Annotated in this window: 16 protein-coding genes; 10 read left to right on the top strand and 6 right to left on the bottom strand. The window is 65.1% G+C overall.

All coding sequences use genetic code 11. The features are described 5' to 3' along the window. Positions 1-108 precede the first annotated feature (108 nt). Entirely contained in the window at positions 109-867 is a 759-nt protein-coding gene (locus MVC20_RS11070) for a hypothetical protein (protein WP_297541276.1), read from the top strand. A gap of 64 nt (positions 868-931) precedes the next feature. Here MVC20_RS11070 and ribD read toward each other — a convergent pair whose 3' ends face one another. The 4 genes from ribD to fabA form a co-directional block, all read right to left on the bottom strand. Continuing rightward, entirely contained in the window at positions 932-2,026 is a 1,095-nt protein-coding gene (ribD, locus tag MVC20_RS11065; RefSeq protein WP_297541274.1) for a bifunctional diaminohydroxyphosphoribosylaminopyrimidine deaminase/5-amino-6-(5-phosphoribosylamino)uracil reductase RibD, read from the bottom strand. Continuing rightward, positions 2,023-2,505, bottom strand: coding sequence for a transcriptional regulator NrdR (gene nrdR, locus MVC20_RS11060; protein WP_037272790.1), 483 nt, complete (start codon positions 2,503-2,505; stop codon positions 2,023-2,025). Before nrdR ends, ribD begins: the two co-directional genes overlap by 4 nt. Positions 2,506-2,651: 146 nt before the next feature. Next, on the bottom strand, positions 2,652-3,083 hold the full coding sequence (locus MVC20_RS11055) for a hypothetical protein (RefSeq protein WP_297541271.1): 432 nt from the start codon (positions 3,081-3,083) through the stop codon (positions 2,652-2,654). Between the two features lie 26 nt (positions 3,084-3,109). Then, positions 3,110-3,619 (bottom strand): bifunctional 3-hydroxydecanoyl-ACP dehydratase/trans-2-decenoyl-ACP isomerase, encoded by a 510-nt coding sequence (gene fabA / locus MVC20_RS11050; protein WP_297541269.1) that lies wholly within the window; start codon positions 3,617-3,619, stop codon positions 3,110-3,112. A gap of 189 nt (positions 3,620-3,808) precedes the next feature. Here fabA and irrA point away from each other — a divergent pair, with 189 nt between their 5' ends. The 3 genes from irrA (at position 3,809) to MVC20_RS11035 (ending at position 6,030) form a co-directional block, all read left to right on the top strand. After that, positions 3,809-4,228: an iron response transcriptional regulator IrrA gene (gene irrA, locus MVC20_RS11045; protein WP_297541454.1), complete on the top strand. Its 420-nt coding sequence runs from the start codon at positions 3,809-3,811 to the stop codon at positions 4,226-4,228. Positions 4,229-4,239: 11 nt separating this feature from the next. Next, entirely contained in the window at positions 4,240-5,229 is a 990-nt protein-coding gene (locus tag MVC20_RS11040) for an NADPH:quinone reductase (RefSeq protein ID WP_297541267.1), read from the top strand. 162 nt (positions 5,230-5,391) lie between these two features. After that, positions 5,392-6,030 carry a hypothetical protein gene (locus tag MVC20_RS11035; protein ID WP_297541265.1) on the top strand — a complete coding sequence of 213 codons (639 nt, stop codon included), beginning with the start codon at positions 5,392-5,394 and terminating at the stop codon, positions 6,028-6,030. Positions 6,031-6,208: 178 nt separating this feature from the next. On the opposite strand, the gene MVC20_RS11030 is transcribed toward MVC20_RS11035, so the two are convergent. Further along, positions 6,209-6,637: a peptidylprolyl isomerase gene (locus MVC20_RS11030; protein WP_297541263.1), complete on the bottom strand. Its 429-nt coding sequence runs from the start codon at positions 6,635-6,637 to the stop codon at positions 6,209-6,211. 203 nt (positions 6,638-6,840) lie between these two features. Here MVC20_RS11030 and MVC20_RS11025 point away from each other — a divergent pair, with 203 nt between their 5' ends. The 6 genes from MVC20_RS11025 (at position 6,841) to MVC20_RS11000 (ending at position 12,620) form a co-directional block, all read left to right on the top strand. Then, the gene (locus tag MVC20_RS11025) at positions 6,841-7,527 is read left to right on the top strand and encodes a haloacid dehalogenase type II (protein ID WP_297541261.1); all 687 of its coding nucleotides are present in this window, start codon (positions 6,841-6,843) and stop codon (positions 7,525-7,527) included. After that, positions 7,527-8,360, top strand: a complete 834-nt coding sequence (locus MVC20_RS11020) for an alpha/beta hydrolase (protein WP_297541260.1) — start codon at positions 7,527-7,529, stop codon at positions 8,358-8,360. Before MVC20_RS11025 ends, MVC20_RS11020 begins: the two co-directional genes overlap by 1 nt. After that, positions 8,357-9,331: a threonine/serine dehydratase gene (locus MVC20_RS11015; RefSeq protein WP_297541258.1), complete on the top strand. Its 975-nt coding sequence runs from the start codon at positions 8,357-8,359 to the stop codon at positions 9,329-9,331. Before MVC20_RS11020 ends, MVC20_RS11015 begins: the two co-directional genes overlap by 4 nt. 9 nt (positions 9,332-9,340) lie before the next feature. After that, positions 9,341-10,141 carry a 3-oxoadipate enol-lactonase gene (gene pcaD / locus MVC20_RS11010; RefSeq protein WP_297541256.1) on the top strand — a complete coding sequence of 267 codons (801 nt, stop codon included), beginning with the start codon at positions 9,341-9,343 and terminating at the stop codon, positions 10,139-10,141. Positions 10,142-10,207: 66 nt separating this feature from the next. Further along, positions 10,208-11,293 carry a zinc-binding dehydrogenase gene (locus tag MVC20_RS11005; RefSeq protein ID WP_297541254.1) on the top strand — a complete coding sequence of 362 codons (1,086 nt, stop codon included), beginning with the start codon at positions 10,208-10,210 and terminating at the stop codon, positions 11,291-11,293. Positions 11,294-11,387: 94 nt separating this feature from the next. Further along, a complete protein-coding gene (locus tag MVC20_RS11000) occupies positions 11,388-12,620 on the top strand; it encodes a mandelate racemase/muconate lactonizing enzyme family protein (RefSeq protein ID WP_297541252.1) in 1,233 nt (410 codons plus the stop codon). A gap of 3 nt (positions 12,621-12,623) precedes the next feature. Here MVC20_RS11000 and MVC20_RS10995 read toward each other — a convergent pair whose 3' ends face one another. Beyond that, entirely contained in the window at positions 12,624-13,544 is a 921-nt protein-coding gene (locus MVC20_RS10995; RefSeq protein ID WP_297541250.1) for a LysR family transcriptional regulator, read from the bottom strand. Positions 13,545-13,604: the final 60 nt, after the last annotated feature.

Below are 13,604 nucleotides of genomic sequence, written 5' to 3'. Positions count from 1 at the left end.
TGTCGAGAGATCCCGCGAACTATCTTTGGATGCCATGCAAAGCCCGCAGGTCAGGTGCATACTGAAGTTGTGCAACCCCCTGTCCCACATGCGGGAGACCAGATCCAGATGCGTAAATCGCGTGAAATCGTCTACGAGTACAACGGCAGCCGTGCCAGTCTGACAGACGGCTGTGTGGTGAACTCCGGCCTCATCGACGCGCGGTCCGGGGGGCTGCTGGCCTTGATCGAAACCCCCGACAAGACCCTGTCACAGGCCACGAACGGGCTATGCCGGTTCAGCCTGCGGAATGGGCCGGTCCGGCATCAACCCCTCGACTATATCGGATCGGGCCATGTCTCGACGGTCAGTCGGCGCGGCCGTCGGCTCTGCACCCGTGCGGTGACGGCCTTTGCCGTGAATGGGCAAATCTACCTGATCGCGGCGCGCGGGCTGCCGCCTCTGTCGGGTATGTCGATCACCTTCGATGTTGCTGCGACGGTGTCTCACCGCCTCACTTCAATTCCACCTCTTTTGGTAAAGGGCACTCCCATGGAAACACAGTCTGGACCTACGCCGATCAAGGACCCTGCCGTCGGACCTATGCTTCTCGCGCTGGCGCGGACGCGCCGCGTCGCGGCCGTCAATGCCCACCCCCGGCTGGCCTATGTCGCGCGGTTGCGCGACCACATGGGGCTTCAGCACGAGATTGCCTTTGCGACCTCTACCGAGTTCGAAAACATCGAGCAGAGCACGCATGAGAACGGAGTTTGCAGCAAGATCGAAGTGCTGGACATGAATGTGCGCGCGATCAAGCCGCGCCCTCTGGTTTTGTCGCCCTGCCAGCGCATCAAGGCGTATCACGCGATGGCGATCGCGGCGGAATAAAAGGCAGAAGGGGGCGCGGCGGCGCGCCCTTGAGAATCGCCCGTTTTCATAGCCTCGGAGAGCGTCAGGCGCGCGTCCAGCGGTGCATCACGTCCCCACCCAGGACACGCGTCTCGACCAGCCGGTAGCGCACAGCCTCATCGAGGCGGGCAAGGCCCAGCGCGCCCACGCCCGGCAACCCTTCGGCGCCGATGGCCAGACCGGCGGTAAAGCCGATCAGCTCATCCACCAACCCCGCCGACAGGAGCGACGCCGCGAGCGCGCCGCCACCTTCGCAAAAAACCCGTGTCAGCCCTTCGGCCCCCAGCGCATTGAGCACCGAGACCGGGTCAACCTGGCCTTGCGTCACCTCGCAGGACAAGAGCCGCGCGCCAATGCCCTGCCAGGCCGTGACCAGCGCCGGATCGACATGCGGCCCGTGACAGAGCCAGAGCGGCACCTCGCGCGCCGTGCGGGCAAGATTCGACAAGAGCGGCAGATCGAGGCGGCGCGAGACCACGACGCGCACCGGCTGGCGCCGCGCGCCCATGTCGCGCACGGTCAGTTGGGGATCGTCGGCCCGCGCCGTGCCCGCCCCCACCATCACCGCATCGTGGCGCGCGCGCAGGCCGTGAACCACGCGCCGCGCCTCTGGCCCGGTGATCCATTGGCTGTGGCCGGTGGCCGTGGCGATGCGGCCATCGAAACTGGAGGCGAGTTTCAGCGTCACCAAAGGCCGCCCGATTTCATTGCGCATGAGGAACCCGGCCAGATCGCGCCCGGCCTCATTGGCCAGAACCCCGGTGCGCACCTCGATACCTGCCGCGCGCAGCATGGCAAAGCCCCGGCCCGCCACGCGCGGGTCATTGTCGTCAAAGGGGGCCACCACCCGCGCGATGCCCGCCGCAATCAGCGCCTCGGCGCAGGGCGGGGTCTGGCCGTGATGCGCGCAAGGCTCGAGCGAGACATAGGCCGTGGCCCCGCGCGCCAAGGCCCCGGCCTGTGCCAGCGCCTGAGGTTCGGCATGGGGCCGCCCGCCCGGCGCGGTCGATCCGCGCCCGACGATGCGGCCATCCTTGACGATGACGCAGCCCACCGCGGGGTTGGGCGCGCACTGTCCCATCCCCCGCCGCCCCAGCGACAGGGCCAGCGCCATGAAGCGGGCGTCGGCGGCGCTCACGCGTCCGGTTTGGGATTGAGGGCCGCGTCCTCGGGCCGCAATTCGCTGACAAAGCGGTCGAAATCATCCGCTTCCTGAAAATTCTTGTAGACGCTGGCAAAGCGGACATAGGCCACGGTGTCGATCCGCGCGAGGCTTTCCATCACGATCTCACCCACGGTTTTCGAAGGAATGTCCGTCTCGCCCATGCTTTCCAGCCGCCGCACGATGCCGGAAATCATCTGCTCGATGCGCTCGGGCTCGATGGGTCGTTTCTGGAGCGCGATCCGGATCGAACGTTCCAGCTTGTCGCGGTCGAAATCCTCGCGGCGGCCATTGGACTTGACGACGACCAGATCGCGCAGTTGCACGCGCTCATAGGTGGTGAAACGCCCGCCGCAACCGGGGCAGAACCTGCGCCTGCGGATCGAGACATGCTCTTCTGCGGGGCGCGAGTCCTTGACCTGTGTATCTATATTTCCGCAAAACGGGCAGCGCATCGGCCGTCCCCCTTTTCTGTCCTTGCCTCTTGGGTCATGGGTCTGATGCCCAGTTATCCACAGCCACTATAGGACAGCCGCAAGGTTTTGGGTAGGGGGGATTTTAGCGCCCTAGATCATGGGGCGCGGCCATTGGCAAAAAGGACTCAATAGGTGTAATCCACCGTTCCGGCGCGGCATTTGAGGTGGGCAACCTCGCCTTTGCCGTCCTGCAACACCACCACGCCGCCAAAGCGGCTATCGGGTTTGCCGGCGTCGACCGCGTCGAATTTATCAAAGCCCGCGTAGACCTCGTAGATCACGTCCTTGTTGCGCAGGCGCACCGCCTCCCAGATGGTGCGGCCGATGCCGGGCCAGGGCACGATGTCGGCCCCTGCGCCAATCGGGCGCGTGAGGGCGAGGTCCGGCACGCCCATCCTGGTACCAAATCTGTAGCTCACATGGGTCTCGCTCCGGCAGACACGCAGCGCCTTGTCGCCCCGCTCCATGTCGCAACCAAGAAAGAGCGTCTGGCCCTCGGGACAGGCGGCAGCGGGCAAGGCGATGATGCTCAGGAGTGCTGCAAGCCATCCGCGCATCTGCCCCCCCCTGCCCTTGCGCCTGCTCAGTTCTCCGACAGGGCCACCTTCATATCCGTGACCTGATAGATCACCTCGCCATCGGCCTCGACCCAGCCATTGGCAACCCCCATGGTCAGGCGCCGGGTCTGCACCGCCTTGGTGAAATCGACGTAATAGGTCAGCATCTTGCGGTCGGGCCGCACCATGCCGGTGAGTTTCACCTCGCCCACGCCCAAGGCATAGCCGCGCCCCTGCCAGCCGCGCCAGCCAAGGTTGAAGCCGGTCAATTGCCAGAGCCCATCGAGACCCAGACAGCCGGGCATGATCGGGTTGCCGGGGAAATGGCATTTGAAGAACCACAGGTCCGGGGTGATGTCGAATTCCGCCACCACATGCCCTTTGCCATGCGCGCCGCCGTCACCGGAAATCTCGGTGATCCGGTCCATCATCAGCATGGGCGGTTCGGGCAATTGCGCGTTGCCCGGTCCGAACAACTCGCCTCGGGCGCATTTAAGCAGGTCATCACGGTCGAAGCTGCTTGGATAATCGGCCATGCAGGCGGCCCCCTTCATTGCAAATACCGGTCTGTGCCCCCTCTATCATCCCGCAAAAGGCGCATGCAAGCCTGCGACATCACCGCGCCCCGATTTGCCCGGCGCAGGAAATTCATTGAAACCGTCCCCATGCAGGCCCTATATTGGTCGAAACACGGGATGAATGAGACGATGAAAGCCTTTGCCACGATGACCGATGAGGTAGGTTCGACTGCCGCGAAATGGCTCTCTGATGCAGGATTGCGACCCACGCGCCAGCGCCTGACACTGGCAAACCTGCTGATCGGGGACGGGCAGCATCGTCACGTCACCGCCGAAAGCCTCTATGCCGATGCGCAGAACAGCGACGAGGCGGTGTCTCTGGCCACGGTCTACAACACCTTGCGCGCCTTTTGCGACGCCGGTCTGTTGCAAGAAGTGACGGTGGATGGCTCGAAGAGCTATTTTGACACCAACACGGTGGATCATCCGCATTTCTACTGGGAAGACGAGAACCGGCTGAGCGACGCCCCGGCAGCCGAGTTGGAAATCGCGCGTCTGCCCAAGGCTCCGGACGGGGCCGAGATCACCTCGGTGGATGTGGTGATCCGCCTGCGCCGCACAAAGTGATCCCGCGCAGCATGCGCGCTGTCAGCTACACGCGCTTTGGCGCGCCGGGCGATGTTCTGGACCTGAGCGATGTTGACATCCCTGCCCCATCGGCGGGCGAGGTTCTGGTGCGACTGCATGTCTCGGGGGTGAACCCGTCGGATGCCAAGGCGCGGGCGGGCAACCGGCCCGGCGTCACGAAACCCGCCTATCCGCGAATCATCCCACATTCGGACGGGGCCGGGGTGATCGCGGCGGTGGGCGCAGGCGTCAATCCGGGGCGCATCGGTCAGCGCGTCTGGGTCTGGAATGGCCAGTGGCAGCGCAGCCAAGGCACCGCCGCCGAATTCATCGCCCTGCCCGCAGAGCAAGCCGTGCCCTTGCCCGAGGGCGTGTCGTTCGACGTGGGCGCCACGCTCGGGATTCCGGGGCTGACGGCGGCGCAGACGGTGTTTGGCGGCGGCGAGGTGGCGGGACAGACGCTCTTGATCTCGGGCGGGGCCGGGGCCGTGGGGCATAATGCCGTGCAACTGGCCCATGCCGCCGGGGCAGAGGTGATCGCAACCTGCTCGTCTTCGGCGGCAGAGCGGGTGCGCGCGGCGGGCGCGCGCCACGTGTTCGACTACGCCGATCCCGATCTTGCGGCGCAGATCATGGCGGCGACGGGCGGGCGCGGGGTTGCCCGTGCCATCGAGGTGGAATTCGGCCAGAACGCGGGGCTGCTGGCCGAGGTCATGGCCCCCAACGGCACCATCGCCGCCTATGGCTCGGGCAAGGACATGGCCCCGACGCTGCCTTTTGGCCCCTATCTCTTCAAGGCGCTCAAGATCGACATCACGCTGATCTATATTCTGCCGTGGCCCGCGCGGGAGGCGGCGATTGCCCGGCTGCATGCCGCCCTTGAGGCGGGCACGTTGCGGCCGGAGATTGCCATGCGCCTGCCGCTGGCGGACTGTGCCAGCGCCCATGAGGCGGTGATGACACCGGGACGCGCGGGCGCGGTGCTGCTCGAGATCGGCTGAGCGCTCCGGATCGACGAGCACCACGGGGTGCTCTGATATTTACAATTTATATTAGATAGTTGACCGAAATTTTTTCGGCGCCTCGGAATATTCTCCGGGGTGCTGCGTTTTCTGATCACGAGATCATCAACACGCTCATTGAATGACGAAAAGGAACGGGTCATGACGACACCAGCACTCAACAGGCGCCTCTTTGTTGCGTCCCTCGCCGGAGGCGCGCTGACGGCGGCGACCGGATGCGTCCCGGATATACCGGTGATCCAGACGCCGGGGGCGGTGGCACAGCTTGGGTTCGGGCTCTGGGCGGGGGTGCCCGGCGCAAAATTCGGGGATCGGGTAGACCGGACCGTCGATGTCCGCCGGATCGCGGGGCCGCTCACCTGGACCCATCCGGTGACAGGCCAGAGCATGACGGTCTATGTGCGCACGAAATGGGAGCAATCCGGCACCAAGACCAGCTATTACACGCTGCGCCGGGACGGCACGGCGCTGGCGCGGGTTCTCGACAGGCGGCCCGGTGCGGCTGACAGGTATTTTACCGACGACGCCTTTTTCCCGGTCGGCCCATGGCGGAGCGGGATATCCCGCAGCTACACCATGTCGGAACATTCGGGCGGCAAGACGACGCGCTATCAGGTGACACTCACGGTGACGAAAGCGGCCTTTACCCACAAGGGGCATTCCGGTTCGATGGAATATATCTGGACCGAGCGGAACCAGTCGGGGCGCAAGACCAAGGAATTGCGATATGTCTACAGCCCCGGCATCGGCATGGCGGATGTCAAGAACCTGATGAAATAACCGCAGGGGCACCCGGGATCAGAGGTGCGTCGGGGCGGGTTCACATCGCCCCGGCCTTCGAGCCGGGGCCTCCACGCTGTTGCGGCGCGGTCCCGGGTCAGGCCCGGGACGGGTGTATTTCCCATTGATCGTGACGCACCCGAGAAAACGCCGGTCGCGCCGCTTGGGACGTCGCCGATCAGGCGATGGCCACCAGTTCGATGGCAAAGGTCAGGTCCTTGCCCGCGAGCGGGTGGTTGGCGTCGAGCACGACCTCGGTCTCCGTCACCTCGGCCACCGTCACCGGCAGCACCTGACCCTGCGGGGTCTGCATCTGCAGCTGCGTGCCCGGATCAAGCGGAATTTCCGCCGGAATCTCGGCACGCGGCACGGCCTGACGGGCGTTGGGATCAGGCTGGCCATAGGCCATGTCTGCGGGCACCTGCACCGTTTTCTTGTCCCCCACGGCCATGCCGGGGATCGCGGCGTCAAGGCCGGGGATGATCTGGCCGGAGCCTACGGTGAATTCGAGCGGGTCGCGGCCTGCGCTCGAATCAAAGGTGGCACCATCGGCCAGCGTGCCGGTGTAGTGAATGCGGACGGTATCGCCCGGTTTGACCTGCGTCATGGGATTTCCAATCTTCTTTGGGGGGATGGGTTTGCAAGGCCACGCAAAATCGCGCGGGTGCTTGATGCGACTGAGAGGCAACTTAGGCATCCCGATCCGGATTTGCAAACCAAAGCCTGCCGCTCACGCGCCCGTGTGCACCCAGCCCTTCCCTTTCCCTGTCAATCCGTGACAGTCTGCGCGCAACGAGAGAGGGGGACACCATGCCGATCACAACCTGCATTTTCGATGCCTATGGCACGCTCTTTGACGTGGCCGCCGCCGCGCGCAATGCCGCGACGGAACCGGGCCGTGAGGTCTTTGCCCGGCATTGGCCCGCGATTGCGGAAAAATGGCGGCTGAAACAGTTGCAATACACCTGGCTGCGCGCGGTGATGGGCCAGCATACCGGGTTCTGGCAGGTGACACAGGACGGGCTGGATTGGGCGCTGGAATCGGAGGGGTTGCAAGACGATACCGACCTGCGCGACCGCCTCCTGCAGCTCTATTGGGAGCTGGAGGCCTACGCGGAGGTGCCCGCCATGCTGCGCGCCCTGAAAGCGGCGGGGATGAATACCGCGATCCTGTCGAATGGATCACCGGATATGTTGCAGGGGGCGGTGAAATCGGCCGGAATTGGCGATCTGCTCGACGATGTGCTGTCGGTCGAAAGCGTGGGCATCTTCAAGCCTGCGCGCGTGGTCTACGATCTGGTGGGGCAGCGGTTTGGCTGTGCGCCGGACGAGGTGCTCTTTGTCTCGTCGAATGGCTGGGATGCCTCTGCCGCGTCGGGCTATGGGTTCACGACCGCATGGGTCAACCGCGCGGGCGATCCGGTGGACCGCCTGCCCGCCACACCGCACCGGCAGTTGCGCGACCTGACCGGCATTCCCGATCTGGTGCGCGGCTGATGGGGCGGTTTACCACGTCCGATGGTCTGTCGCTGTATTTCACCGATGAGGGCGCCGGCGCGCCGATCCTCTGCCTAGCCGGGCTGACACGCAACAGCGCCGATTTCAGCTTTGTCTTGCCCCATCTGGCGGGCTATCGCGTGATCTGCCTGGATTATCGCGGGCGCGGGCAATCGGATCATGCGCCCGACTTCATGTCCTATAACATCCTGCGCGAGGGGCAGGATGCGATAGAACTGATGGATCACCTGGGCCTGGATCGCGTCACGCTGATCGGCACCTCGCGCGGCGGGCTGATCGGCATGGCGCTGGCCTATGGGCACCCCGCGCGCCTGAGCGGTGTCGTGCTCAATGACATCGGGCCAGAGGTGGCTCCGATCGGGATCGAACGGATCATGGATTACGTGGGCAATGAGCCGGCGCAGCCCGATCTGGACAGTTGCGCCGCCGCGCTTGCCCATGTCCATGCCGCAGGATTTCCCGGTGTGCCGCTGGATCGCTGGCGGCAACAGGCAGAATTCATGTTCCACGAGAAACCGGGCGGAGGCCTTGGCCTGCGCTATGATGCGCGGCTCCGCGATGCGCTGGTGGGCCAAGCGGGCGCGGGCGAGGCGGTGGACCTCTGGCCGCTTTACGACGCGTTGCGCGATATTCCCACCGCGGCGATCCGGGGGGCGAATTCCGACCTCCTGAGCCTTGAAACCTTCGCCAAGATGCAAGAGCGTCACGCGAGCCTGATCACCGCCACCGTGCCCGACCGGGGCCATGTGCCTTTTCTCGATGAACCGCACGCGCTTGCCGCAATTCACGCCCTTCTGGACCAGATAAAATGACCGACATCACAATGATCCGCGCCGCCGCCGCCCGTCTGGCGGGCCATGCAAGGCGCACGCCGCTCTTGTCCTCGCCCTTTCTCGACGAGATCGCCGGACGGCGTGTGTTCGTCAAACCGGAGTGCCTGCAACACACAGGCAGCTTCAAGTATCGCGGCGCGCGCGCGGCCGTTTCGGCACTCGATGAGGGCACCCGCGCGCGGGGCGTGATCGCCTTTTCCTCGGGCAACCACGCGCAGGGCGTGGCTCTGGCGGCGCGGCAATTCGGGGTGCCCAGCGTGATCATCATGCCGGCAGACGCGCCAAGCATGAAGATCGACAACACCCGCGCCCTGGGGGCAGAGGTGGTGCTCTATGACCGCGCCACCGAGGATCGCGACGCCATCGGCGCAGGCCTGAGCGCCGAGCGCGGTCTGACGCTGATCAAACCCTATGACGAGCCGGAGGTGATCGCAGGCCAAGGCTCTGTCGGTCTTGAGATTGCCGAGGATGCGGCGGCCATGGGCATCACCCGCGCCGATGTGCTGGTCTGTTGCGGCGGCGGCGGGCTGACCTCGGGCATCGCCCTTGCGCTGGAGGCGGAGGGCCCGGGGCTTCGCGCGCGCCCCTGCGAGCCGGAAGAGTTCGACGATGTGACCCGCTCGCTGGCATCGGGGCAGGTGATGCGCAACGCGCGCACCTCGGGCAGTCTCTGCGATGCCATCGTGACACCGCAACCGGGGGCGATCACCTTTCCGATCCTGCGGCGGCTCTGCGGCCCGGGGCTGGTCGTGAGCGAAGACGAGGCGCTGCACGCCGTGGCTCTGGCCTTTACCCGCCTCAAGCTGGTGGCGGAACCGGGCGGTGCCGTGGCGCTGGCGGCGGCGCTCTTTCGCCGTGACGAGATCGAGGGCGACGCGGTGTTAGTCACCATTTCGGGCGGCAATGTGGATGCCGATGTGTTCCAGTCGGCGCTCACCCGATTTGCCTGAGGGGGGACAATGGCATTTCTCGAACTGGACGATGTGACCCTGCATTACCTCGACGAGGGCGACCCCGAGGGCGCGCCCCTTGTCTTTGCGCATGCGCTGGGCACCGGCACGTTTCTATGGGATGCCGTGGTGCCGCTCTTGCCCGCCGGCCTGCGGATCATCCGCTATGACGCGCGCGGGCATGGGCAATCCTCGACCCCGCCCGCGCCCTATGCCATGGGCGCGCTTGTCCGCGATGCCGAGCGGCTGATGGATCATTTGCAGGTCAAGGAGGCGATGTTCGTCGGCCTCTCGATTGGCGGCATGGTGGCGCAGGGCCTGGCGGTTAAACGCCCGGACCTTATTCGCGCGCTGGTGCTGTCCAACACCGGGGCCAAGATCGGCACGCCCAAGCTCTGGGCCGAACGGATCGCCACGGCGCGCCGTGCGGGCGGCATGGAAGACCTGGCGCGCGGATCGTGCGAGCGCTGGTTCACGCGCAGCTATCTCAAGGAAAACAAGCACCTGCCGTGGTTCGAGCGGCTCTGCCAGCACGATCCGGAGGGCTATGCCGGATGCGCCGCCGCGATTTCAGGCACGGATTTCTATACGCCCACGTCGGGCTTGCGTATTCCAACGCTGGGCATTGCCGGGGCCGAGGATGGCTCGACCCCGCCGGACCTTGTGCGCGAGACGGTGGACCTGATCCCCGGCTCGCAATTCGCGCTGATGCGCCGGACAGGGCATGTGCCCCCCGTGGATCAGCCTGCGGACTATGCGCGGCTGCTGTCGGACTTCCTGCACGCCACCGGGCATATCGGCCAAGCCTGACAGAAACCCGCTTGCGGTGGCGCGCGAATTCGGATCACCTGCGCACAGCATCGGAAGGGAGGCCCCATGCAGACCATAAAAGCCGCCGTTTGCCATGAATTTGGCGCGCCCCTCGTGATCGAAGAGGTGCATCTGCGCACGCCCGAGGCGGGTGAGGTGCAGGTCGAGATCAAGGCCGTGGCGATCTGTCATTCGGATATTTCCTATGCGATGGGCGGCTGGGGCGGTGCGCTGCCCGCGGTCTATGGCCACGAGGCCGCAGGCCGGGTCAGCGCCGTGGGCGCGGGCGTCAGCGGTTTTGCGCCGGGCGATCCGGTGGTGGTCACGCTCATTCGCGCCTGCGGGCAGTGCGCGCCCTGTGCGACAGGCCGACCTACGGGCTGCGAGACTCCGCAGGACGATGCGCGCGGCCCGCTTTCGACCCTGTCGGGCGGCGCGCTGCATCAGGCCATGGCCTGCGGGGCCTTTGCCACATCCGTGGTGGTGCATCACAGCCAGATCGTGAAAATTCCGCAAGGGATCGACATGGCGGCGGCCAGCCTTCTGGCCTGCGGCGTGATCACCGGCGTGGGGGCCGTGATCAATGCAGCGCAGTTGCGCGCAGGGCAGGACGTGGTTGTGATCGGCGCGGGCGGAGTCGGGCTCAACGCCATTCAGGGCGCGCGCATCGCAGGCGCACGGCGCATCGTGGCGGTGGACATGACCGAGGACAAACTGGCCGCCGCCCGTGAATTCGGCGCAACCGATGGCGTTTTGGCAAGTGAAGAAAAGCCGTGGCGCAGCGCCAAAGCGGCGATGGGACGCGGGGCCGATGTGGTGCTTGTGACCGTGGGCGCGGCCAAGGCCTATGATCTGGCGCCGCGCTATCTGGCAAACGGGGGCCGGGTGATCATGGTCGGCATGCCCCACAGCGGCCACGCCTCGAGCTATGAGGCCGCGAGTTTTGCCGCCATGGGGCAATCCATGATCGGCTCCAAGATGGGCGAGGCGGTGATCCGTCGTGACATCCCGTGGATGGTCGATCTTTATGCTCAGGGGCGGCTCAAGCTCGACGAGTTGATTTCGCGACGGTGGCGGTTCGACCAGATCAACGCCGCCATCGAAGACACCAAATCCGGTCACGCCCGGCGCAATGTGATCGTATTCGAATGACCGGCCTTCATCTGGCCTGAAATACCTCGGGGGTCGGGGGGCAGCGCCCCCCGCGCTCTCCACCTCGACCACCGTCTACGGAGTCTGACAAGACATGAAGCTTAAAGACCTCGATATCATCGTGACCGCGCCCCCCGCCCCCGGCTGGGGCGGTCGCTATTGGATCCTCGTCAAACTGACCACCGATGACGGGATCACCGGCTGGGGGGAATGTTATGCCGCGAGCGTCGGCCCAGAGGCCATGCGCGCGGTGATCGAGGATGTGTTCGCCCGCCATATGGAGGGCGAGAACCCCGAGAATATCGAACTGATGTTCCGCCGCGCCTATTCGTCCGGCTTCACGCAGCGCCCGGACCTGACGGTCATCGGGGCATTCTCCGGGCTGGAAATCGCGTGCTGGGACATCTTAGGCAAGGCGCGGGGGCGGCCTGTCTGGGCGCTCTTGGGCGGCAAGATGAACCCGCGCATCCGCGCCTATACCTATCTCTATCCCCTGCCCCATCATCCGATCACGCCGTTCTGGACCTCGGCCGATATGGCGGCCGAGAGCGCGGCGGACTGCGTGGCGCGCGGCTATACGGCGGTCAAGTTCGACCCCGCAGGCCCCTACACCCTGCGCGGCGGCCATATGCCCGCGATGACGGACATATCGCTCTCGGTCGAGTTCTGCCGCAAGATCCGCGCGGCGGTGGGCGACAAGGCCGATCTGCTTTTTGGCACCCATGGGCAGTTCACCACGGCGGGCGCGATCCGTCTGGGTCAGGCGCTAGAGCCCTATTCGCCGCTCTGGTACGAAGAGCCGGTGCCGCCCGACAATGTGGGTGCAATGGCACAGGTCGCACGCGCGGTGCGTATCCCCGTGGCCACCGGCGAGCGGCTGACCACCAAGGCCGAATTTGCCCCTGTGCTGCGCGAAGGCGCGGCGGCGATTCTGCAACCGGCACTGGGCCGCGCGGGCGGCATCTGGGAGATGAAGAAGGTCGCCGCCATGGCCGAGGTCTATAATGCGCAGATGGCCCCGCATCTCTATGCCGGGCCGGTGGAATGGGCGGCAAACGTGCATTTTGCCGCCTCCATCCCCAATATCCTGATGTGCGAGAGCATCGAGACCCCGTTCCACGACGCGCTGATCAAGGGCAGCATCCGGGTTGAGGACGGCTATATCACCCCGCCCGAGACCCCCGGTCTGGGGATCGAAGTGGACGAGGATCTTGCGCGCGCCAACCCCTATCGCGGCACCGGCCTGCATCTGGAAATGCAGGAGGCGCCTTGCGATTATACCAATGGCAACGCCTTTGCCGGAGGGGCGCCACACGAAGAGGGCTGACGCTCAGCCCCCGACCTTGTCGCCACGTTGCAGCCGCACCGGGATTTCACGGGCGAGTTTCAGCAGATGGGCCATATAGGGTTTGTCTGCGTCCTCGTCGCGAATCGCGGCATAGAGGCGTTTGGTCTTGCCTGTCGCGGTGAGCGGGCGGGTAACATAATCCGTGCTGGTCTTGACCTCGCGCACCACCCAATCGGGCAGCACGGCGACACCGCGGTTGGAGGCGACCAAAAGCAGGATCACCGCCGTCAGTTCGACCTGTCGGATGCTTTTGGGTTCCACCTTGGCGGGGGTCAGCAATTCGGTAAAGACATCCAGCCGCGAGCGGTCCACCGGATAGGTGATCAGCACCTCGTCGCGGAAATCCGCCGCCTCGACATAGGGTTTCTGCGCCAGAGGATGCTGGCTCGAGGCGACAAAGACCGGCTCGTAATCAAAGAGCGGCTTGAAGCTGATTCCCGGCAGATCCTCGGGGTCGGACGAGACCACAAGATCCACCTCTTCCTTTTGCAGCGCGGGCAGCGCGTCAAAGGCCAGACCGGGGCGAATATCGACATCGACCTCGCCCCAGGTCTTGCGAAAGCGTTCCAGCACGGGAAAGAGCCATTCGAAACAGGCATGACATTCAATGGCAATATGCAACCGTCCGGCGCTGCCTTCGCGTAGCCCGTCGAATTCCTGCTCCAGCGCCTCGATCTCGGGCAGGATTTTTTCCGCCAGCCGCAACAGGCGCTGACCGGCAGCCGAAAGGCGCAAGGGCTTGGAACGCCTCACAAAAAGCTCGACACCGGTCTGATCCTCGAGCCCCTTGATCTGGTGGCTGAGGGCCGATTGGGTGATATGCAGCATGTCCGCCGCCCGTGCCAGCCCTCCTGCCTGATGGATGGCCCGGATGGTTTTCAGGTGCCGGAACTCGATGTGCATTATTAGCGAACCTCATTCAAACCATGAATTTAATGAAGTTGTCTCACATTGCTGCGCCTG

This window comes from Roseovarius sp. (genome assembly GCF_027019125.1).
GTDB lineage: Bacteria > Pseudomonadota > Alphaproteobacteria > Rhodobacterales > Rhodobacteraceae > Roseovarius.
This window is presented reverse-complemented; position numbering and strand designations above follow the sequence as displayed.